The sequence below is a fragment of the Pseudomonas sp. CFBP 8770 genome (genome assembly GCF_014841705.1).
Taxonomy (GTDB): domain Bacteria; phylum Pseudomonadota; class Gammaproteobacteria; order Pseudomonadales; family Pseudomonadaceae; genus Aquipseudomonas.
This window is the reverse complement of sequence record NZ_JACYUL010000007.1, coordinates 279,720-301,218: the sequence shown is the minus strand read 5'-3', so window position 1 is coordinate 301,218 and position 21,499 is coordinate 279,720. Positions and strand designations below refer to the sequence as shown.

21 protein-coding genes are annotated in these 21,499 nt (G+C 60.5%); 10 read left to right on the top strand and 11 right to left on the bottom strand.

What is annotated here, in order from left to right:
- Positions 1–43 precede the first annotated feature (43 nt).
- The gene (locus IFT98_RS17560; RefSeq protein WP_192050523.1) at positions 44–502 is read left to right on the top strand and encodes a ferritin-like domain-containing protein; all 459 of its coding nucleotides are present in this window, start codon (positions 44–46) and stop codon (positions 500–502) included.
- A gap of 70 nt (positions 503–572) precedes the next feature.
- On the opposite strand, the gene IFT98_RS17555 is transcribed toward IFT98_RS17560, so the two are convergent.
- Positions 573–3,668 carry a multidrug efflux RND transporter permease subunit gene (locus IFT98_RS17555; protein ID WP_192050525.1) on the bottom strand — a complete coding sequence of 1,032 codons (3,096 nt, stop codon included), beginning with the start codon at positions 3,666–3,668 and terminating at the stop codon, positions 573–575.
- The gene (locus IFT98_RS17550) at positions 3,665–4,816 is read right to left on the bottom strand and encodes an efflux RND transporter periplasmic adaptor subunit (RefSeq protein WP_192050527.1); all 1,152 of its coding nucleotides are present in this window, start codon (positions 4,814–4,816) and stop codon (positions 3,665–3,667) included. The genes IFT98_RS17555 and IFT98_RS17550 overlap by 4 nt, the downstream gene beginning before the upstream one ends.
- A gap of 275 nt (positions 4,817–5,091) precedes the next feature.
- Here IFT98_RS17550 and IFT98_RS17545 point away from each other — a divergent pair, with 275 nt between their 5' ends.
- Complete coding sequence (locus IFT98_RS17545; protein WP_192050529.1) at positions 5,092–5,382, top strand: hypothetical protein; 291 nt, start codon at positions 5,092–5,094, stop codon at positions 5,380–5,382.
- 2 nt (positions 5,383–5,384) lie between these two features.
- On the opposite strand, the gene IFT98_RS17540 is transcribed toward IFT98_RS17545, so the two are convergent.
- Together IFT98_RS17540 and IFT98_RS17535 are read right to left on the bottom strand one after the other, a co-directional pair.
- Positions 5,385–5,699 (bottom strand): hypothetical protein, encoded by a 315-nt coding sequence (locus IFT98_RS17540; protein ID WP_192050531.1) that lies wholly within the window; start codon positions 5,697–5,699, stop codon positions 5,385–5,387.
- A gap of 98 nt (positions 5,700–5,797) precedes the next feature.
- Entirely contained in the window at positions 5,798–6,697 is a 900-nt protein-coding gene (locus IFT98_RS17535) for a chemotaxis protein (RefSeq protein ID WP_192050532.1), read from the bottom strand.
- Positions 6,698–6,983: 286 nt separating this feature from the next.
- Between IFT98_RS17535 and IFT98_RS17530 the strand changes: the two genes are divergently transcribed.
- The 7 genes from IFT98_RS17530 to alaC all read left to right on the top strand — a co-directional run bounded on the left by IFT98_RS17530 (position 6,984) and on the right by alaC (position 14,296).
- Entirely contained in the window at positions 6,984–7,490 is a 507-nt protein-coding gene (locus tag IFT98_RS17530) for a disulfide bond formation protein B (RefSeq protein WP_122713511.1), read from the top strand.
- A 571-nt stretch (positions 7,491–8,061) separates the two neighbouring features.
- A complete protein-coding gene (gene cyoA, locus IFT98_RS17525) occupies positions 8,062–8,997 on the top strand; it encodes a ubiquinol oxidase subunit II (protein WP_122479587.1) in 936 nt (311 codons plus the stop codon).
- 3 nt (positions 8,998–9,000) lie between these two features.
- Positions 9,001–11,016: a cytochrome o ubiquinol oxidase subunit I gene (gene cyoB / locus IFT98_RS17520; protein ID WP_122479586.1), complete on the top strand. Its 2,016-nt coding sequence runs from the start codon at positions 9,001–9,003 to the stop codon at positions 11,014–11,016.
- A 3-nt stretch (positions 11,017–11,019) separates the two neighbouring features.
- On the top strand, positions 11,020–11,649 hold the full coding sequence (locus IFT98_RS17515) for a cytochrome o ubiquinol oxidase subunit III (protein WP_122479585.1): 630 nt from the start codon (positions 11,020–11,022) through the stop codon (positions 11,647–11,649).
- Entirely contained in the window at positions 11,650–11,982 is a 333-nt protein-coding gene (cyoD, locus tag IFT98_RS17510; protein WP_122479584.1) for a cytochrome o ubiquinol oxidase subunit IV, read from the top strand.
- An 11-nt stretch (positions 11,983–11,993) separates the two neighbouring features.
- Positions 11,994–12,881 (top strand): heme o synthase, encoded by an 888-nt coding sequence (gene cyoE / locus IFT98_RS17505; protein ID WP_192050534.1) that lies wholly within the window; start codon positions 11,994–11,996, stop codon positions 12,879–12,881.
- Between the two features lie 215 nt (positions 12,882–13,096).
- Complete coding sequence (gene alaC / locus IFT98_RS17500) at positions 13,097–14,296, top strand: alanine transaminase (RefSeq protein WP_192050536.1); 1,200 nt, start codon at positions 13,097–13,099, stop codon at positions 14,294–14,296.
- Between the two features lie 4 nt (positions 14,297–14,300).
- On the opposite strand, the gene IFT98_RS17495 is transcribed toward alaC, so the two are convergent.
- A complete protein-coding gene (locus IFT98_RS17495) occupies positions 14,301–14,948 on the bottom strand; it encodes a DJ-1/PfpI family protein (protein ID WP_192050538.1) in 648 nt (215 codons plus the stop codon).
- Between the two features lie 312 nt (positions 14,949–15,260).
- Here IFT98_RS17495 and IFT98_RS17490 point away from each other — a divergent pair, with 312 nt between their 5' ends.
- Positions 15,261–16,046, top strand: coding sequence for a substrate-binding domain-containing protein (locus IFT98_RS17490; RefSeq protein ID WP_192050540.1), 786 nt, complete (start codon positions 15,261–15,263; stop codon positions 16,044–16,046).
- Positions 16,047–16,069: 23 nt separating this feature from the next.
- Here the strand turns inward: IFT98_RS17490 and IFT98_RS17485 are convergent, their stop codons facing one another.
- From IFT98_RS17485 to IFT98_RS17460, 6 genes are all read right to left on the bottom strand, one after another.
- Positions 16,070–16,933: a class I SAM-dependent methyltransferase gene (locus tag IFT98_RS17485; protein WP_192050542.1), complete on the bottom strand. Its 864-nt coding sequence runs from the start codon at positions 16,931–16,933 to the stop codon at positions 16,070–16,072.
- A 197-nt stretch (positions 16,934–17,130) separates the two neighbouring features.
- Entirely contained in the window at positions 17,131–18,684 is a 1,554-nt protein-coding gene (locus IFT98_RS17480) for an alkaline phosphatase D family protein (protein ID WP_192050544.1), read from the bottom strand.
- A 58-nt stretch (positions 18,685–18,742) separates the two neighbouring features.
- Positions 18,743–19,948, bottom strand: coding sequence for an MFS transporter (locus IFT98_RS17475; RefSeq protein WP_192050828.1), 1,206 nt, complete (start codon positions 19,946–19,948; stop codon positions 18,743–18,745).
- A 46-nt stretch (positions 19,949–19,994) separates the two neighbouring features.
- The gene (locus IFT98_RS17470) at positions 19,995–20,321 is read right to left on the bottom strand and encodes a helix-turn-helix domain-containing protein (RefSeq protein WP_192050545.1); all 327 of its coding nucleotides are present in this window, start codon (positions 20,319–20,321) and stop codon (positions 19,995–19,997) included.
- Positions 20,305–20,565 (bottom strand): type II toxin-antitoxin system RelE family toxin, encoded by a 261-nt coding sequence (locus IFT98_RS17465; protein WP_192050547.1) that lies wholly within the window; start codon positions 20,563–20,565, stop codon positions 20,305–20,307. The genes IFT98_RS17470 and IFT98_RS17465 overlap by 17 nt, the downstream gene beginning before the upstream one ends.
- Before the next feature lie 95 nt (positions 20,566–20,660).
- A complete protein-coding gene (locus IFT98_RS17460) occupies positions 20,661–21,284 on the bottom strand; it encodes a LysE family translocator (RefSeq protein WP_192050549.1) in 624 nt (207 codons plus the stop codon).
- Between the last annotated feature and the right edge of the window lie 215 nt (positions 21,285–21,499).

Sequence of the window (21,499 nt, the reverse complement as noted above, 5' to 3'; positions counted from 1 at the left end):
ATCCCCAACCCCAGCTTCCGTTTCTCACAGGAATTGAATAAAGATGAATGGTCCCACCAAAAGCGTGATCTCGATCCTCAACAATCTGATCGAGACTTGCAAAGATGGCCAGGAAGGTTTCAAGACCTGCGCTGAAGATATCAAAAACCCCGAGCTCAAGGCGCTGTTCACCAAGCATTCACAGGAGTGTGCCGAAGCAGCTGGCGAGTTGCAGGCCGAAGTGATCGCCCTGGGCGGCACCCCAGAGGATTCCACCAGTCTGAGCGGCGATCTGCATCGTCGTTGGGTCGACGTCAAATCGATTTTCACCGGCAAGGACGAAGAAGCGGTATTGAACGAGGCCGAGCGCGGCGAAGATGTGGCGCTGGCTGCTTACAGGGATGCCTTAGCCGAACCACTGCCTGCCAACGTCCATGCCATCATCGAGCGTCAGCAGCAGGGTGTGCAACGTAACCATGATGAGATCAAAGCCCTGCGCAACATCGCTCGCGCCAGCAACTGAGCAGTCACGCTGTCGCTTTAAAAAAACGCCCGCGTCGGGCGTTTTTTTATGGTTTTTTCATGGTCGACGTTCAGTGGCTGGCCGGCAATGCGGGCGTTCTGGAACCGTCGGTGCGATGAAACAACCGCTCCAGCTGCAGATAGATCACCGGAGTGGTGAACAGCGTCAGCATCTGGCTGATCAGCAGTCCTCCCACCACAGCGATGCCCAGCGGCTGGCGCAGTTCCGCGCCGGCGCCATAGCCGAACATCAGCGGTAATGCGCCCAGCATTGCGGCCAGTGTGGTCATGATGATTGGGCGGAAGCGCGTCAGGCAGGCCTTGTGAATCGCTTCACGCGCGTCCAGGCCTTCGCTGCGCTGCGCATGCAGGGCGAAGTCGATCATCAGAATGCCGTTCTTCTTGACGATACCGATCAGCAAGACCAGGCCGATCAAGCCCATGATGGAAAAATCCTGTCCCCATAGCCATAGCAGCAACAAGGCGCCCAGCCCAGCCGATGGCAGGGTCGAGATAATTGTCAGCGGGTGAACGAAGCTTTCGTACAGCACGCCGAGAATGATGTAGACCGCCACCAGTGCGGCCAGAATCAGCCAGGGCTGGCTGGCCAGCGAACTCTGGAAAGCCTGGGCAGCGCCCTGGAAGCTGCCGGCGATGGAGGCGGGCATGGCCAATTCGGCTTGCGTGCGTTCAAGCAGGACGACGGCCTCGCCCAGGGCCACGCCGGGCGCCAGATTGAACGACAGGTTGGCGGCCGGAAACAGGCCGTCGTGGCTGATCGACAGCGGGCCCTGAGTAGGCGCCTCGACTTTGGCCACGGCCGACAGCGGCACCATTTCGTTGGTCAGGGGAGAGCGCAGATGGAAGTACTGCAAGCTCTGCGCCTTGCCGCGCTGGTCCGCCTTGAGTTCGAGGATGACCTTGTACTGGTTGGTCTCGGTCTGGAATTCATTGATCTGGCGCTGACCGAATGCATCGTACAGCGCTTGGTCGATGTCGCTGGTGGTCAGGCCGAAACGCGACGCCGCCACTCGATCGATGCTGATGTGGGTCACGCTGCCACCCAGCTGCAGGTCGTTGGACAGGTCGCGAAAGGCCGGGTTGGCGCGCAGTCGCTCGGTCAGGCGCTCGGTCCACAGGTTCAGGCTCGGCCCGTCGTTGCTCTTGAGCACGTACTGGTACTGGCTGCGGCTCGGTCCGGCGCTCAGGTTGATGTCCTGTCCGGCGCGCAGGTAAAGCACCACGCCAGGCACCTGTGCGAGCTGGGGCCGCAAGCGGTCGATGAATGCGCTGGCCGACACGTCGCGTTCGCTCTGTTCCTTGAGGCCGATCCAGAATCGGCCGGTGGCGATGGTCTGGTTGCTGCCGGTTACGCCCACGGCGTGGGAATAGGCCCTCACCGCTGGATCTGCGCCGACGATACGGGCCAGCGCAAGGTGTTTTTCCTGCATGTCTTTGTAGGAAATGTCGGCGGCCGCTTCGGTCGTGCCGAGAACGAAGCCGGTGTCCTGCACCGGAAAAAAACCTTTCGGGATGAGCACGTAGCCCGCCACCGACAAGGCAACGGTCAAGCCGAACACGGCCAGGGTGATGCCCTGGTGAGCCAGTGCGCGGATCAGACCTTTGTCGTACCAGGCCAGCAGACGCTCACCGAAGCCCGCGCGGGCGGCGTGTGCGGGGCGGCGCATGAACAGCGCGCACAGTGTCGGTGCCAGGGTCAGGGAAACCACCACCGAAATGAGGATGGTGGAGGTTGCCGTCAGCGCGAATTCCTTGAACAGCCGCCCGACCACGCCGCCCATGAACAGCAGCGGAATGAATGCAGCAATCAGCGAAAAGCTGATCGAGACCACCGTGAAGCTGATCTCGCTGGCGCCCTTGATCGCCGCTTCACGCATGCCATCGCCGGCCTCCAGATGGCGATGGATGTTCTCCACCACCACGATTGCGTCGTCGACCACGAAACCGACACTGATGACGATGGCTACCAGGGTCAGGTTGTTCAGGCTGAAACCCATCAGGTACATGGCGGCGAACGTTGCGATCAGCGAAACGCCCAGCACACTGGAAACGATCAGCGTGGCCGACAGCTGGCGCAGGAATAGCACCATGACGGCCACCACCAACAGCACGGCGATCAGCAGCGTCAGTTCGACTTCGTGCAGTGATGCACGGATGGTTTGGGTGCGGTCATTGAGTACGGTGACATCCACGCTCGCCGGCAGCATCTCCTGCAGGCGTGGCATGGCTGCCAGTATGCGGTCGACCGTGTCGACGATGTTCGCACCAGGCTGGCGGAAAATCGTCAGGTTCAATCCTGGCTGGTCACCGGACCAGGATTGCACGTAGGCGTTCTCCGCACCCTTGATCACGGTCGCGACGTCCTTGAGTTGTACCGGTGCACCATCACGGTAGGCCACCACCAGCTGCGCGTACTCTTGGGCTTCGAAGAGCTGGTCGTTGGTGGCCAGTGTCGACACGCTGGTGTCACCGTACAAAGCGCCCTTGGCCAGGTTCAGGCTGGTCTGCTGGATAGCACCGCGCAGGTCGGCGAGCGTCAGTTGCAATGCGGCCAGGCGCTCTGGGGCAGCCTGGACACGGATCGCCGGGCGTTGCTGGCCGGTGATGTAGACCTGGCCAACGCCCTCGATCTGGCTCAATTGCCTGGCCAGCAGGGTTTCGGTGTAGTCGCTCAACACGTGAGTGGGCATTTGCGCCGAGCTGACGCTGAGGATCAGCACCGGGCTGTCACCCGGATTGACCTTGCGCCAGGTCGGCAGATTGGGCATGTCCTGCGGCAAGCGCCCGGCGGCCGTGTTGATCGCCGCCTGGACCTCTTGGGCGGCGGTGTCGATACTTTTGCTCAGGCTGAACTGCAGGATCAGGTTGGTCGAGCCCAGCGCGCTGCTGGAGGTCATCTGGGTCATGCCGGGAATGGCGCTGAACTGCACTTCCAGCGGCGTGGCCACCGAAGACGCCATGGTCTGCGGACTGGCGCCGGGCAGTTGCGCGTTGACCTGGATGGTCGGGAAGTCCGCTTCGGGCAGTGGCGCGATCGCCAGCCGAGTGAAAGCCAGGCCACCAAGCAACACCAGTGCCACGGTCAACAGGACGGTGGCGACCGGATGGTCGATGCACCAGGCGCTGATCGAGCGCCCGTTGCTCATCGCGGGGTCGCTGCGTTGTCTGCCGTTGGCTCGAGCACCTGTACGCGGGCTCCTGGCCTTAGCCGCGATTGCCCGTCGCTGACCAGCACGTCACCTGCGGCCACACCGTCTATCAAGCTTTGGGTCGAGGTCTGGTAGCGCACCTGCACCGGGACCTGCTCGACTTTGGCGTCCGTCACGCGGTACACGTAATGGCCTTCGATACCGCGCTGCACCACGGCCAACGGTACCACCAAGGCGTTGCGTTCGACGCCGACCTGCAAGCCGACACTGACCAGTTGGCCAGGCCACAGGGTATGTCGGCCGTTGTGAAACTCGGCCTTGGCGCGGATGGTCCCGGTGCTTGCGGCAATCTGATTGTCGAGCAGCGTCAGATGACCCTCGCCGACCAGCTTGCCTGTTTCGGTATCGCCATCAATGTAGGCGCGAACCACTGCCGGCTGCGGTCGATCAAGCAAGGACTGCAACGTCGCCAGTTCCTGCTGGGGAAGCGAGAATTCCACGGCGATGGGGTCGATCTGGGTCACCGTGAACAAGCCCTCGGCATCGCTGACACGCAGGAAGTTGCCCGGATCCACACGGCGGATACCAACCCGGCCGGTCACCGGAGAGTGAATCTGGGTGTAGGACAACTGCACCTGAGCGGCAGCGATGGCGGCCTGATTGCCTTGCAAGGTCGCAGTGAGCTGCTCGAACAGGGCCTGTTGTTCGTCGAGCAACTGACGCGAAATGCCGTTGTCGCGGCTCAGGTCCTTGTAGCGGCGCAGATTCACCCCTGCCACCTGCAGCTGCGCCTGGCTCTGACTGGCTTGCGCCCGCGCTTGGGCAAGGCTGGCGCGAATGGCACGATCGTCGATGCTGGCCAGCGCATCACCTTTGTTGACCCACTGGCCTTCCTTCACGGCTACCTGCGCCAGAATCCCATCGACCTGCGCACGCACCGTCACGCTGTGCAGGGAGAGCACCGAGCCGATACCGGTGAGATAACGCGGCACATCGGCCTGCACCACGCTGACCACGCGCACCGGGACGGGCAGTGCCGGCACAGACTTGTTCGCTGCAGTGCGATTGAGCAGCAGCCAGGCCGCGCCAGACACGACGACAAGCAGCAGGCCTGCCAGTAACAGCGGTCGGATGGCTATGCGCATGTGTATCGGACACCGGCAGGAGGAAGAGCTGGCAGTTTGACCTTAGTCGCGCCGCCTTGCCAAGCCCAAGCCCCTGGACGATGGGTCTTGGGCCGCCCATGCCTGCGGCGCAGTGCTGATTCAGAAGGGGAAAAATCGTTCAGCTACAGAGGAAATACGCCAACGGTGTCTATCGGGCTTTTCCTACAGGGTGCGCTGAATAGACCTATAGCGCCGCCCAGTTGATCACCAGAGACTTTCTTCCTTACAACAAGTCGATAAGTGAAGGAAGGCCAGTGATCGTTATGGACTGTGTGAAGTATGGCAAAGGATTGCTGCTGGCGAGTCTGATTCCCGTGATGCTGGCGTTGCTGTACGTCAGCACGCTGCCGGCGGCGATCAAATGCTGCGCGTTTCAATTCGCCCTCGCCCTGGGCATGCTGTTGCTGCTGTCGACGCGCGTGCCGTGGGTGAGGGCGCTGGTGGTCGTGTCGTTCATGCTCAAGTTCGCGGCCCTGGAGGCCCTCGACGAGAGAGCCGGCAACATGCCGTTCATCAGTATTCTCTACGCATTCATCCTGCTGTGACGCTACTTGCCCTGGACCGAGTCCCATTGGGTCACGAACGCCTTGCGGCTCTGTTTGTGGTACAGGCAAAGTTCTGCGCCAGGCTGGTTCTTCATGTGCGCCTGCGGATAGCGGCCTTGAACCAGCACTGCGGTGTAGCCTACGCGGTCTTCGAACTCGGCGGGAGCACTGGCCACTCGGGCCTGTTTCAGCGTGGTGGCTTTCAGGCAGGCACTGGCAACGCGCTTGTCGTGTTCCGCCCAGGCCTGGTCGGTCGACGCCACCGCATGGGTCGTGACGCTGCCAAGTGCAAGCAACAGGGTCAGGTAGGTTTTCATGGTCGTGTTTCCTGCGCCTTGTGAACAGACCGCCATTATGCCCAAGTGGCGTTCATCCGCGTACCTGGATGCACGGCCTGCGCCAGACCACGGCTGTTTCAGTGTGCCTGTTCCGCGACGAAACGCGCTGCCGTGATCAGGCAGCCGGTGAGTTCCGGAGAAGAAAACTTGGTCAACACCGCGTTGGCACCGGCCAGGCGCGCCTTCTCGCTGTTCATCGTACTGTCCAGCGAGGTGTGCAACAGGACGTAGAGATCCTTGAAGTCGGGTGTGTCGCGCAACGTGCGGGTCAGCGCATAGCCGTCCATTTCCGACATCTCGATATCCGACACCAGCACATTGATCTGCGCATCGGTGCCCTGCAGTTCCAGCAGGCAATCGATCGCCTCGCGGGCGCTGCGCGCGGTGCGGCATTCGATACCCAGGGTGCGCAGGGTAATGAGCGACTGCTGCAGCGCCACATGGCTGTCGTCCACGACCAGAATGTTGGCATTGGCCAGGCAGCGCGCGTCGGCGTCGCTCAAGCGCTGAGGGTCCCCTTGCAGCCGTGCCGGGGCGATACCGTGGATGACTTTCTCGATATCCAGCACCTGCACCAAGGCACCGTCCACCTGGGTAACGCCGGTGATGAACGATTTTGTCCCCGAGCCGTAGGGCGGCGGGCGGATATCGGTACTCAGGCAATGAACGATCCGGCTGACAGCCTGCACGTGCAGGCCTTGCTTGGAGCGGCTGACGTCGGTGACGATCAGGCAGCCGCCGGAAGGATCGAGCAAGGGCTGCTCACCGATCGCCCGGCTCAGGTCGATGACGGACAACGCCTGGCCACGCAAGGTTGCCACACCCTTGACGTGCGGGTGCGCTTCAGGGAGCCGGGTCAGGGCAGGGCAGGGGATGATCTCGCTGACCTTGAGCAGGTTGATGGCCATCAACTTGCCGCTGCGCAAGGTGAACAGCAACAGCGAAAGGGAATCTGCGCGGGCGTTCTGGGATGCCATGTGAACCTTCTTGATGGAACCGATGCAGGGCCACCAACAGCCGGCCCAACGAGTGCGTTGCCTATGTATCGACTCGACCTGCGCAGGCTTTAACGCGATCGTCGCCAGGCCGCGAGCAGGGTCTTAACGCCGCTTTAATCGCGAGAGCATTACTGTAGCCAGGTTCGCGGAAATCTCTGGTTACACCCTATTACCGGAGTTTTCCTACAGTCTTCCGCGCGAGTCAGCGTGTAGACTGGCGCCCATCGAAAACCCGCCCGTTTTGGCCTGTGAAGGGAAAGCTGCAATGAACGAAGTCAACTTGCGCCTCAACCGCGAACGCCGTTTCCTGGTGCTGCTGGGGGTGATCTGCCTGGCCCTGATCGGCGGCGCGCTGTACATGCAGATCGTGTTGGGCGAGGCGCCTTGTCCGCTGTGCATCCTGCAACGCTACGCCCTGTTGTTCATCGCCTTGTTTGCGTTCATCGGCGCGGCGATGCGTGGCCGTACCGGCGTGACCGTGTGCGAGGGGCTGGTGGTGCTCAGTGCGGTGGGTGGCATCGCGGCCGCCGGCCGCCATGCGTGGGTGCTGGCCAACCCAGCGGTCAGCTGCGGCATCGACACATTGCAACCCATCGTCGACGGCCTGCCTCTGGCCAACCTGATGCCCAGCGTGTTCCAGGTGCAGGGGTTCTGCTCCACGCCCTATCCACCGGTGCTGGGCTTGTCCCTCGCGCAATGGGCGCTGGTAGCTTTCGTGATGACGGCTATTCTTGTACCTCTGGGCATCTATCGCAATCGGACCCGCCGCTGAGTAGCCAGGGCACCTGCGCTGGTCATTATTCGTGCCGGAATCCGATTCCCTGTTCGAGGTGTCACGGCGCCAATGTGGCAACGTGCCGCCCTTGAATTTGCGAAGGCCTTGTAATACGGGCCTTTGCAAGGGTTTCCCAGGGTGCGACATCGTGTCGCAAGGCTTTGAAAGTGCGTCGGATTGTTGCATAATTTGGAAATACCTGTTGCCGGATTAGTCGTAGTCAATGGGTAATAGGCTCACTACAATCGCGGAAATTTCAGTAGGTCAGTGCCTCAAAAAGGGCAGGTCAGGTGCTCGCATGCACCAATGGCAGGCACTTTTCGTACCGTTGGCACTGCCTGGCTGAACCCTTGGGTGGTCCGTGCACTCAAGGGAAGGAGTCTGCAACCCTTCGGGTTGCGCACGTCATGACAGCTGCACCGCTCCAGACCGGTCTTGTCACCCCGCAGCAACTGCGAGCCTGGCATGTCCGTATTCAATCCCGATATAAATGCTGGCGCTTGGCAGGTCGAAGTGTTGGCTACCAAAACACAATTGCATTGAAGCAAGCTGCTCTAGAGGTCGTGAGATGAGTAAAAAGCGTTACCCCAGACTGTTTGGCATACTGCCCTTTTTAGGCATGCTTTTTCTCGGCGGGTGCAAGTGGACCCTGATCGACTCGAAAGGGCAGGTGGGCATCGACGAACGCAACCTGATCTACATCGCCACCGGGCTGATGCTGCTGGTGGTGATCCCGGTCATCGTCATGGCACTCGCGTTCGCCTGGAAGTACCGTGCCTCGAACAAGGAAGCGACCTACACGCCTGAATGGGCGCACTCCACCAAGATCGAACTGGTGGTATGGGGCATCCCGCTGCTGATCATCATCGCGCTGGGTTACGTGACCTATGTCTCGACTCATCACCTCGACCCTTACCGTCCGCTGGAATCCGAGCACAAGCCGGTCACCATCCAGGTCGTGGCGCTGGACTGGAAGTGGCTGTTCATCTATCCGGAGCAAGGCATCGCCACGGTCAACAAGATCGTCTTCCCGGCCAATGTACCGGTCAACTTCCGCATCACTTCCGACTCGGTCATGAACTCGTTCTTCATCCCGCAGCTGGGCGGCCAGATCTACGCGATGGCCGGCATGCAGACGCAGCTGCACCTGATCGCCAATGAAAACGGCGAGTTCGACGGCATTTCCGCGAACTACAGCGGTGCAGGTTTCACCGGCATGAAGTTCAAAGCAGTCGCTACGACCCAGGCCGATTTCGATGCGTGGGTCAGTGAAGTGAAGAGCGCTCCTAAGCAGCTCGATGCAGCTACCTACGAAGCGCTGGCCAAACCTAGCGAGAAAAACCCGGTCGAGCTGTATTCCTCGTACGTTCCGAACCTGTTCCAGACCATCATCGACAAGTATGAAGGGATGAATCCAGGCAAAGGCGTCAGCCACGAGGGGAAGCAGGCCTCGAACGAAGGGATGGACATGGGCAAGAATTCAGCTGCTGGGGCAGAGGAGTAAAAGATGTTCGGTAAACTTAGTCTGGAAGCGGTGCCCTTCCACGAGCCGATAGTGATGGTGACACTTGCCGTCGTTGCGTTGCTCGGGGCGGTGGTGTTCGGTCTGATCACCTATCACAAGAAGTGGACGTACCTGTGGACCGAGTGGTTCACGTCGGTCGACCACAAGAAAATCGGCGTCATGTACATCGCTGTTGCCCTGGTCATGCTGTTGCGGGGCTTTGCCGACGCCATCATGATGCGCTCGCAACAGGCAGTGGCCACTGCTGGCTCGACCGGCTTCCTGCCGCCCGAGCACTATGACCAGATCTTCACCGCTCACGGTGTGATCATGATCATCTTCATGGCCATGCCATTCATGATCGGTCTGATGAACATCGTCGTGCCGCTGCAGATCGGCGCACGCGACGTGGCCTTTCCGTTCCTGAACTCGGTCAGCTTCTGGCTGTTCGTGGTCGGCGCGCTGCTGGTCAACATCTCCCTGGGGGTCGGCGAGTTCGGCAAGACGGGTTGGGTCGCGTATCCACCGCTTGCGGGCATCCAATACAGTCCCGGAGTCGGTGTCGACTACTACATCTGGGCATTGCAGATATCCGGTCTGGGTACATTGCTGACGGGCGTCAACTTCATCGTCACCATTTTGAAGATGCGTGCGCCCGGCATGACCCTGATGAAAATGCCGGTGTTCACCTGGAACTGCCTGTGCACCGCTGTACTGATTGCTGCATCGTTCCCGATCCTCACCGCCGTACTGTTCATGCTGACGCTTGACCGTTATCTGGGCTTCCACTTCTTCACCAACGAGCTTGGTGGGAACCCGATGATGTACGTCAACCTGTTCTGGGCCTGGGGTCACCCCGAGGTGTACATCCTTATCCTGCCGGCATTCGGTGTGTTCTCGGAAGTCACTTCAACGTTCTGTCGCAAGCGCCTGTTCGGTTACGTGTCGCTGGTATGGGCAACCATCGCCATTACCGTGCTGTCGTTCATCGTCTGGCTGCACCACTTCTTCACCATGGGTTCGGGTGCCAACGTCAACGCCTTCTTCGGCATCATGACGATGGTGATCGCGATCCCGACAGGCGTGAAGATCTTCACCTGGCTGTTCACCATGTACCGCGGCCGCATCGAGTTCACCACTCCGATGCTGTGGACCATCGGCTTCATTGTGACCTTCAGCATCGGCGGCATGACCGGCGTTCTGCTGGCAGTGCCAGGTGCCGACTTCGTGTTGCACAACAGCCTGTTCCTGATCGCTCACTTCCACAACGTGATCATCGGCGGTGCGGTATTCGGTTACCTGGCCGGCTTCACCTTCTGGTTCCCGAAAGCCTTCGGCTTCAAGCTCAACGAGCGCCTGGGCAAGTATTCCTTCTGGTGCTGGTTGGTAGGTTTCTACCTGGCGTTCATGCCGCTGTACGTGCTGGGCTTCATGGGCATGACCCGTCGCCTGAACCACACCGACAACCCAGACTGGACGCCGTGGCTGTACGTGGCTTTCGTCGGCGCGCTGTTCGTGGCTGCCGGTATCGGCTTCATGCTGCTGCAACTCTATGTCTCGATCCGCGACCGTCATCTGAACCAGGACGTCTCGGGCGACCCATGGGATGGCCGTACCCTGGAGTGGTCGACTTCGTCGCCACCACCGTTCTACAACTTCGCCGAGCAACCAGTGGTTTCCGATCTGGACGCTTACTGGGGCATGAAGGAACGTGGTGAAGCCACTGCCAACGCTGCGGACTACAAGCAGATCCACATGCCGCGCAACACCGGTATGGGCGTGCTGATGTCGTTCTTCGGTCTGATCCTGGGTTTCGCTGCCATCTGGCACATCTGGTGGGCAGCTGCGATCGGTCTGGCCGGCATGGTCATCACCTTGATCGTGCGCAGCTATGACGATGACATCGACTACTACGTACCGGCTGAAGAAGTCGCTCGTATCGAAGGTGAACGCATGGCTCGCCTGGCAAACGCCGCACGAGTTGATTCTCGTCTGAACTCCACGGTGGAGAAGGCTTAAACAATGTCTAACGCAACCTTAAACGCGGAAGTGGCTCACGAGCACGAGCACGGTCACGACGATCATGATCATCACGATTCCGGGGGCATGACTGTCTTCGGTTTCTGGATCTACCTGATGACCGACTGCATCCTGTTCGCGTCGATCTTCGCCGCCTACGCAGTACTGGTTAACAACGTTGCCGGTGGCCCCTCGGGCCACGACATCTTCGAGCTGCCCTTCGTGGCAGCCGAAACCGCACTGCTGCTGTTCAGCTCCATTACCTATGGCTTCGCCATGCTGGCGCTGCACAGCAACGACAAGAGCGGTGTGATGAAGTGGCTGTTCGTCACTTTCCTGCTGGGCGCAGGCTTCATCGCGATGGAAATCTACGAGTTCCACAAGCTGATCGAAGAGGGCTTCGGCCCGCAGCGCAGCGGCTTCCTGACCGGGTTTTTCACCCTGGTCGGTACCCACGGCCTGCACGTGACCAGCGGCTTGATCTGGATGGCGGTGCTGATCGCCCAGGTCAAATCCAAAGGCCTGACCGCAACCAACAACACGCGCATGAGCTGCCTCAGCCTGTTCTGGCACTTCCTGGACGTGGTCTGGATCTGCGTGTTCACCGTCGTCTATCTGATGGGAGCTCTGTAAATGGCAAACCCTCATACCACTTCGGCCGGTAGCAGCCACGGTAGCTACAAGTCGTACATGATCGGTTTCGTGCTGTCGGTCATCCTGACCGCGATTCCGTTCGGCCTGGTGATGTTTCCGAGCATGTCCAAGGAAGCCACCCTGTGGATCGTGATGATCTTCGCGGTGATTCAGGTGCTGGTTCACCTGGTGTACTTCCTGCACCTGGACCGCACGTCCGAACAGCGCTGGAACGTGATTGCCTTCGTGTTCTCGGCGTTGATCATCGCGTTCCTGGTTGGCCTGTCGCTGTGGATCATGTTCAGCATCCATCACTTCATGATGGCGAAGTAAGGAACCCGGACATGTCCGTAAAGCACTTTATCCAAATCACCAAACCGGGGATCATTTTCGGTAACGTGCTTTCTGTGGCAGGTGGGTTCTTCCTGGCCTCTCAAGGTCATGTCGACATCGGGCTGTTCCTGGCCACGGTGATCGGTACATCGCTGGTCGTTGCATCGGGCTGTGCATTCAACAACTGCATCGACCGTGACATCGACGTGAAGATGGAGCGCACCAAGAATCGCGCGTTGGTTCAGGGGCAGATTTCGGTGAAGGTCGCACTGATCTTCGCCACGCTGCTGGGGGTTGCCGGGATGGTCATGCTGTACGCATTGGCCAACCCGCTGGCTGCCCTGTGTGGCTTGATCGGCTTCGTCATCTACGTGGGCTTCTACAGCCTCTATCTGAAGCGCAAGTCGGTGCACGGCACCCTGGTCGGCAGCCTGTCCGGTGCCATGCCTCCGGTGATCGGTTACGTCGCGGTGAGCAACAGCTTCGATCTGGCGGCATTGACGCTGCTGGTGATGTTCAGCCTGTGGCAGATGCCCCATTCGTACGCGATCGCGATCTTCCGCTTCAACGATTACCTGGCGGCTTCGATTCCGGTACTCCCGGTCAAGCGCGGTATCGTGGTGGCGAAGAAGCACATCCTGATCTACATCCTGGCTTTCCTCCTGGCGACGCTGATGTTGACCCTGGGTGGCTATGCCGGCATGAGCTACCTTGCCGTCGCCGCTGCCATGGGCATGTACTGGTTGTACATGGCCTGGACAGGCTACAAGGCGGTCGATGACAAGGTCTGGGCGCGCAAGCTGTTCGTGTTCTCGATCTTCACCATCACCGCCCTGAGCGTGATGATGTCCCTGGATTTCAAGGTGCCGGGCGAGCTGTTGCTGACCTACGCGCATTGATCCTGCTGCAGCGATAAAAACGCCCCGGACCGAACAGTTCCGGGGCGTTTTTGTTTGGGTCAAGGATGGGTCCGTGGTGCGGCCGTCTGCCTGCGAAAGCCGCGCCGCATATTGCGCTTTACATCTCCACCCCGGCCCCTTTATCTTTCGGACTGGCCACCGCAGTGGCCAACGTCGCTCGGACGGTTCCGGGCGCTTACGTATCCGAGGAAGTCATGGCCGAACCTGTTCGCCCGCGCCGCTTTGCGCGCATCGATCGTCTCCCCCCCTATGTGTTCAATATCACCGCCGAGTTGAAGATGGCTGCGCGTCGGCGCGGCGAAGACATCATCGACCTGAGCATGGGCAATCCCGACGGCGCCACGCCACCCCATATCGTCGACAAGCTGGTGACCGTTGCCCAGCGCGAAGACACTCATGGCTACTCCACCTCCCGCGGTATCCCGCGGCTGCGCCGGGCCATTTCGCGCTGGTACAAGGACCGCTATGAGGTCGATATCGACCCTGAAGACGAAGCCATCGTTACCATTGGCTCGAAAGAGGGCCTGGCGCACCTGATGCTGGCCACGCTCGATCAGGGTGATACCGTACTGGTGCCCAACCCCAGCTACCCGATTCATATCTACGGTGCGGTGATCGCCGGCGCCCAGGTGCGCTCGGTGCCGCTGGTGCCGGGTGTGGACTTCTTCAACGAGCTGGAGCGGGCGATCCGCGAATCCATTCCCAAGCCGAAGATGATGATCCTGGGCTTCCCCTCCAACCCGACCGCACAGTGTGTGGAGCTGGATTTCTTCGAGCGGGTGGTGGCCCTTGCCAAGCGCTACGACGTGTTGGTGGTGCACGACCTGGCCTATGCCGATATCGTCTATGACGGCTGGAAAGCGCCGTCGATCATGCAGGTGCCTGGCGCCAAGGACATCGCCGTCGAATTCTTCACCCTGTCCAAGAGCTACAACATGGCTGGCTGGCGGATAGGCTTCATGGTCGGCAATCCCGAGCTGGTCAATGCTTTGGCACGCATCAAGAGCTATCACGATTACGGCACGTTCACCCCGTTGCAGGTCGCAGCCATCGCCGCGCTCGAAGGTGATCAGCAGTGTGTGAAGGACATCGCCGAGCAGTACCGTCAACGCCGCAACGTGCTGGTCAAAGGCTTGCACGAACTGGGCTGGATGGTCGAGAACCCCAAGGCGTCGATGTATGTCTGGGCCAAGATTCCCGAGGCCTACGCGCACATGGGCTCGCTCGAGTTCGCCAAGAAGCTGCTGGCCGAAGCCCGGGTCTGTGTCTCGCCCGGCATCGGCTTCGGTGACTATGGCGATGACCACGTACGCTTTGCGCTGATCGAAAACCAGGATCGCATTAGGCAGGCCGTGCGTGGCATTCGCCAGATGTTCCGGGCCGACAAGGGCTGAGGTTCTAGCCTGGCGTGTCGTGCCATTCATACTGCATCTGGCGGGCGGTGATACGCGCCGCATCGGCACCGAGCAGGCGTGCCACCAGGTGCAGACTCATGTCGATGCCGGCGGAAATCCCGGCACTGGTGACCACGCTGCCAGCGTCGACATAGGGCACATTTTCCCGCACATCGAGGTCCGGGTAGCTGTCGCGCAGCTCCTGGATGTCGGCCCAATGGGTGGTGACGCTCTGCCCCTCCAGCAACCCCGCCTTGGCCAGGATCAATGCACCACTGCACACCGAAGTGAGCAGCCCCGTCGTCGCTGCCATCCGACGTAGCCACGCGAGCGTGTTCGGGTCGTTGACAGGTTGGTCGATCACGCCCCCCGGCACGATCAGCACATCACAGTGCAGGTCTTCATCGAACTGGGCGTCGGGCTGCACCCGCAGTTCGTAGCGGGCGGTGAGCAGCTCGCGACTGGCCGCGACCGTGCTGACCACGAATGGCGCATGCACACTCAGGTCGTCGCGCAGCGCAACGCGGGTGGCAACGCTGAACACTTCGTAGGGCCCGGCGAAGTCGAGAATCTCGATACCGGGGTAGAGCAGGATGACGACTTGCAAAGGGCGGTCGAAAATCTGCAGTTCGGGGGGCAAGGCCTTGGACATACGGTTACTCCAGTCTGGAGCACGCATCATCGAGCCGAACGGTAAAAGGGTAAATGACAGTTACCCCACAGATCCTGCCAAAGTCTCGTTATTCATTTCATTGCTGGTTGGCGCGAAGAGAGCTGAAATTGTTTCTCTACGTTGCAATTGCCGAACATCCCCTTTTTAAATGGCAACCTGATCCTGGCTTTTGGCCGATTGCGCGTAAACTGATCATTCTTCGCGAGGCGGTCGACCATCACCGCACTCGTCCGCTGTGCCTCTGGCCAGTCACCGGCCAGGCTTCATCTTCACTTTCAGGATCATATCGTCATGACCAAACGGCTCACCAGCGCACTGCTGGCTTGTGTATTGCTCGGCTCCAGCGCCGCCCACGCAAAGAAGGCGCCACCACCGGTGCAGTTGTCCCTGCTCGGGTCCGGCGGCGTTGTCAGTGCCATGCAGACCATCGTCGTCGAATACGAAAAAGCCACCGGCATCAAGGTTACCGTATTGCCTTCGCCTGCCATCGGCGACAATCCGATGGCCATCTCCAGCCGGCTGGAGCGCGGTGAGCGAGCCGATCTGGTGCTCACCGAAGACGCCGCGTTGAATAAACTCATTCAATTGGGTGAAGTGCAGCGCGAACCCCGCGTGGATGTCGGCAAGTCTTTCATTGCCATGGCCGTACGCCAGGGCGAGGCAAAGCCAGACATCGGCAGTGTCGACGCCTTCCGCAAGACCCTGCTCGACGCCCGCTCTCTGGCCTACTCCAACAGCACCAGCGGTTTGTACTTGTCGCACCTGCTGTTTCCGCGCATGAAACTGGCCGAACAGCTTCGCGACAAAAGCAGCCTGGTGGACAGCGAACCCGTGGGGGCCGTGGTCGCTCGAGGCGATGTGCAGCTGGGTTTCCAGCAGTTGAGCGAGCTCAAGGCAGTACCGGGTATCGACATCGTCGGCTTGATTCCCGATGCGGTGCAGAAGATGACCCTGTATTCAGGTGGTGTCACGCGTACCAGCGCTCACCCTGAAGAGGCCGCCGCATTGCTGCAGTACCTGAGCACACCGGCAGCCCGTCTCGCCATTCAGGAAAGCGGGCTTACGCCAGTGCATTGAGCCCGCTGGGCGCTAGGAGGGGTCTAGAGAATCTTCACGGTATGAAAAGCCACGGTGTCATAGGGCACCGTTATCTCCTGCTTGTCCTTGAGCTGGGGATGGGTGGCAATGATCTCGCGGACTTTCTGGAAAATCGGCTCCTGCTGTTCAGGGGAGAGGGTAGAGATGAAGCTGATGGAGCGCACCCGGTTGAGAATCACGTCTTCCGGCGTGCCGGTGTGCGAATGGGTAAAGTGCTTTTCCACCAGCGGATGGGCGAAGCCCTTGTGCGGGAACATTTCGCGCCACTGTTGGGTGTAGAACCGCGGGCTGTCACCGGCCACCGCGCTGACCACGTCAGCCACCTGACGCACCCAGTCCTCGCGGGTATCGCGCAGGTTCCAGATCATTCCCAGGCGTCCGCCGCGCTTGAGCACCCGGTGGATTTCCTTCATGGCCTCGGGTTTGGCGAACCAGTGGAACGAATGCGCGCAGATCACCGCATCCACTGATTCGTTTTTCAACGGGATCTCTTCAGCGGCACCCTCGAGTATTTTCACGTAGGGCTTGTCGCCCCAGTTGAGTTCCAGCTTCTCGCGCATGGCCGCAACCGGTTCCACCGCGAATACCTCGGCGCCGATGTCGACCAGCCGCGGAATGAACTTGCCAGTGCCCGAGCCCAGGTCGAGCACCGTTGTATGGGGTGGGTCCCATTTGCTGTGCGGCTTGATCTGCATGATCTCGCGCAGCCAGTTGTCGAGTTCCCTGGGGTAGTCCGGGCGCCCCTTGTCGAATGAGCTGGCACCCTGCAGATAGCCTTTCACGGCCGTGGTTGGAAGGAAAGTCAGAAGTCTTTCGGTCAAGCTCTTGATGTTCTTGGAGCCACTGCCTTCGTCGAAATTGCTCATGTTCGCCCTCGCACGCTTGCTAGCGCGGTTGTTGTCGCCAGGCTGATTGCACAGCGCAACGCCCAACCAGCCGCGGTGGGCGTTATCAGACAAAGCGTAGCCCAAGGTCGTTGAGGTCACCTTTAATTCGTGCAGGGCGGGGTGAAACCGGATCAGCGTCCGTTGGAAATTTGCCCTGGTGTGTGCGGTGCACTGGGTCAAACCGGCTGCAGCTTCTTCTCGAACACCACCACGCTATCCAGATCACGCAGTTGCACGGTCATTTCTCCGCTCTGGCCCTCGATCTGTACTTCACCGAAAAACTGGAAACCGGCGAACGGTGAGGTGTTCTGGGCCGGCGGCGCTTTCTGGAACACTACCTGTGGGCCAAAGGTGGCATCCAGCGGGTTAGGGCCGAAGCTGCCGGCGTTCAGTGGCCCGGCGACGAATTCCCAGAACGGTTCGAAGTCCTGGAAGGCGGCGCGGTCGGGGTGGTAGTGATGCGCTGCGCAGTAGTGCACGTCGGCGGTCAGCCAGACCGTATTGACAATTTTTTGCTGGCGCACGAAGCCGAGCAGCTCGGCGATCTCCAGCTCGCGCCCCTTGGCGGCGCCATCATCGCCATTGGCGATCGCCTCCCAGCGCCCGACCCCCGGGCTCATTTCTCCATCCGGGACACCCAAGCCGATGGGCATATCGGCGGCAATGATTTTCCATTGAGCCTGCGACCCTTTGAGTCCGGACTTCAGCCAGTCCAGTTGCGCCTGTCCGAGAAACGCCGTGCGGGCTTCGGGCCTGGCCGCCAGGTTGTCGTCGTTGCCACTGCGGTAGCTGCGCATGTCTAAGACGAAGATGTCCAGCATCGGCCCATAGCTGAGCTTGCGGTAGATACGCCCGCCGTTGTCGGCGCGCTGCAGGCGCATGGGCGCGTACTCGAGCCAAGCCTGACGTGCGTTGCCGACCAGATGGCGAATGTCGCGGTTCTGGTAGCGCGCGTCGAGTTGCTTGCTGGGCGACCAGTTGTTGGTCACCTCGTGGTCGTCCCACTGCCAGATCTGCGGCACCTCGGCATTGAAGCGCCGCACGTTTTCATCCATCAGGTTGTAGCGGTAGTTGCCGCGGTACTCGTCCAGAGTTTCCGCCACCTTGCTCTTGGCTTCGGTGGTGATGTTGCGCCATACGCGGCCATTCTCGGTGGTCACCGTGGCCGGCACTGGCCCATCGGCGTAGATGGTGTCGCCGCTGTGGATGAAGAAATCCGGCAGGCGCAGGCGCATGGCTTCATAGATGCGCATACCGCCGATATCGGGGTTGATGCCGAAACCCTGGCCCACGGTGTCGCCGCTCCACACGAAGCGGATGTCGCGACGCTGCGAAGGCTCACTGCGCAGATGGCCGAACCACGGTTCGCTGCTGACGCCGGTCTGCGCGTCTTCGAACTGCACGCGATAGAAGATCGCCTGGTCCACCGGCAGGCCGCTGAGTTCGACCCGCGCGGTGAAATCGCTGCCCGCGTCGGCCAGTGGCGATACCAGGCGGCGCGGGTTGGTGAACATGCTGCGCGTATCCCATTCCACCACCATGCGTGCCGGGCGGTCGCAGCGGCTCCAGACCATGGCCCTGTCGCCCATCAGGTCGCCGGACTGCACGCCGTCAGTCAGTTGTGGCCGGTCCTTGACCGAGGCAATCACCGCTGGCGCCAGCCCAGGCAACAGAAAGCCAGCCCCCACGGCTTGGACGAGGCGACGGCGCTTGAGATCGAACATGGTCATGGCATAGCCCTTGGAAAGTGAAAGGGCTATGTAAACGTGGGGATGTGACAGGTGCGTGTCAGCCAGGCACGATAACCTCGTTCGCCGAAGTTGCCTGCAGCGTACGCAGCCCTGTGAGCACGGCGGTCAGCATTAACAGCCCGGCACCGATGGCAACGGCGAATCCGGCGCGAGTACCGAAGTGGTCGATGACCATACCGGCGACTGCCCCACCCATCGCGATGCCGACACTGACCCCTGTACTCAGCCAGGTCAGCCCTTCGGTGATCTTGCCGGGCGGCAGGATTTTCGTGCCGATGTTCATTACCACGATCAGCGTCGGTGCGAACGACATGCCGGTGATGAACAGCAATCCGGTGAGCCAGTACACGTTGGGCGCGAAGATCGGCAACGTCGTTGCCACGGCTGTGAAGACCGCGCCGATCAGCAGCTGAGTTTCGTACGCCAGCCCACTTCTCACTGTCCCGAACGTGATCCCGGCAACCATCGACCCTGCAGCGAATCCCGCGAGGATAAAGCTGGCGGCTGCTGGCCAGCCTTGTTCCTTGGCAAAAGCCACTACCGCCACATCGACCGAACCGCCGAGCAACCCCAGCGCCAGCATCGCCACCACGATGATCCGCAAGGCAGGAATGCGCAGCGGGGAAGTGGAGGGACCCTTGACCGCCGGCACCGGCGGCGGCTCGGTTTCATGCTGGCGCAGAAAGGCAACCACGCCCACGGCCAACAACACGGCGGCCACCAGCGGGCCAGCTTGTGGAAACAGACCGCTGCTCAAGGCGATGGACAACGGTGGACCGACGATGAAGGTGAACTCCACCAGCACTGTATCCAGGGAGTACGCGGCGTGCAGTTGTGGTTTTCCGCGAAACAGGTAGGCCCAGCGTGCGCGGATCATTGCTCCGAAACTGGGGAGCACCCCCGCGAGGGCGGCCAGCACGAACAACACCGGCAGCGGCGCATGCCAATGCACGGCGCCAATCAGGGCCAGGAGCATGCCGATACTGAACGCCGCGACGGGCGCCAGCACCCTGCGCTGGCCGCGCTGATCGACCAGCTTTGAAATCATCGGCCCGAGCACGGCGCTGGTCAGGGTAAAAGTACCCGCCACCGCACCTGCGACCCAATAGCGCCCGGTTTCATGCACCAGCATGGTGATGAGCCCCAGCCCGATCATGGTCTGCGGAAGGCGGGCCATGGAACCCGCCAGTAACAGAGCCACAACGCCCGGGGTTGCGAAGAATGTACGGTAGGCATTGCTCATGTGAAGGGCGGAACTCCTTGTTCGCGGGGGTGAATCGGGCAGGCAGCTATAGAGCCAGTTGATCGGCCTTGATGCCAAATGCTGCGGCAATCTTCTCACGAGTGAGCTTGCGTGGCTTGGCGGAGGTTTCCTGCTGAGCATAAGCCGACTGGGTGATTCCAAGGCGTTGAGAAACTTCCTCCTGAGTTAGATCCAGGTACTCACGCCACGCTTTGATCGCGGATGCACCATCAACCATACGACTCACGACTTCGTGAGGAATCAGGCCGTTGCTCGCGTTGTGTTGCGCTACGTATTGGGCGTAGGGAATGACCACAAAGGCTGGCTTCCCGTCCGGGCCATTGATGACCTGAATTTCAGTAGGTGTGTTCATCGCGCTTCTTGACCTCTTGAATGCTGACAATCTCGATGGCACCGTCCCAGTCGAACAGGATGCGATAATTGCCAGCGCGCAAACGGTAGCCGTAACCATGTGAAGTCAGCGCTTTCACATTTGTAACCTGTGGCATATTGGCGAGAAGTCCTGCTGCATCGCGAACCTGTTGCTGGTGCCAATGCTGAAGTTTCATGAGCTGTTTCACTGCTTTACGAGACCATCCAACCGAATTGACAGGCATTCTATAAGTCTTTTATAAGTAATATCCATGGATTTACTTATCAGGGACTTGTCCGCAACCTTCGCGTTGTGGGCGCATGTGTAGACCGATGAGAATCATATCGGTCGCTCCAGAAACAGAAGTCGTGCTGCCAGTGCTGTCATCACGCTCGCAAAGCCATAATTGGCCCAGCGCCGAGGCATGCTGTTCAACCGTCCGCGCAGCGTTCCGGCGCACAGTGCCAGCACACTGTGAAACACCAGGGAGATCAGCATAAGCAGCACACCCAGCATGACCAGTTGAACCGTCACACTGGCGTTGCCGACAGTGACGAATTGCGGCAGAAACACCATGAAGAACAGCAGGCCTTTGGGATTCAGCAGGCTGTTGAGCGTGGCGCGAACGAAAATCTTGCGGATCGAACCCAGGGGGCGGGGTGCAGCGCTTTCGCCAGTCGGCGCCGTCAGCGCTTGCCAAGCCAGCCACAACAGATAGCACGCACCGGCCAGCCGTAACAAGTCGAAGGCAGGCGCCCAACTCATGACGACAGCGCCCATGCCGGCGCTGACCAACAGCGTCAGCAGCAAGTCTGCCAGCGAAATCCCCAACGCCGCCGCTACCCCGGCCCGCCAGCCGTGGGCCAGCGCGTGGCTGGTGACGAAGGCCATGTTCGGTCCGGGAACGACCAACAGGAGCATCGCGGCGATAACGAACAGGTAGAGGTTGGCTGCATCCGGCATGACGAACGCTCCTGTGGATTGAGTTCACAGGGTAGGCGCATCGAGCGAGCGGCGGGAGGTACAGTTCAAGAGAAGGTGGGGGCAACAATGGTCGGGGCGGAGCCTGTCGGGCGATGGATGGGCGCGTAAGTGGCAGCGATTGGGCTGGCGCCTTCGCGGCCACTGGTCGCTCCTACAAAGGGAGTCGGAGAAATCGCAGACGAAAAAAAAGACCT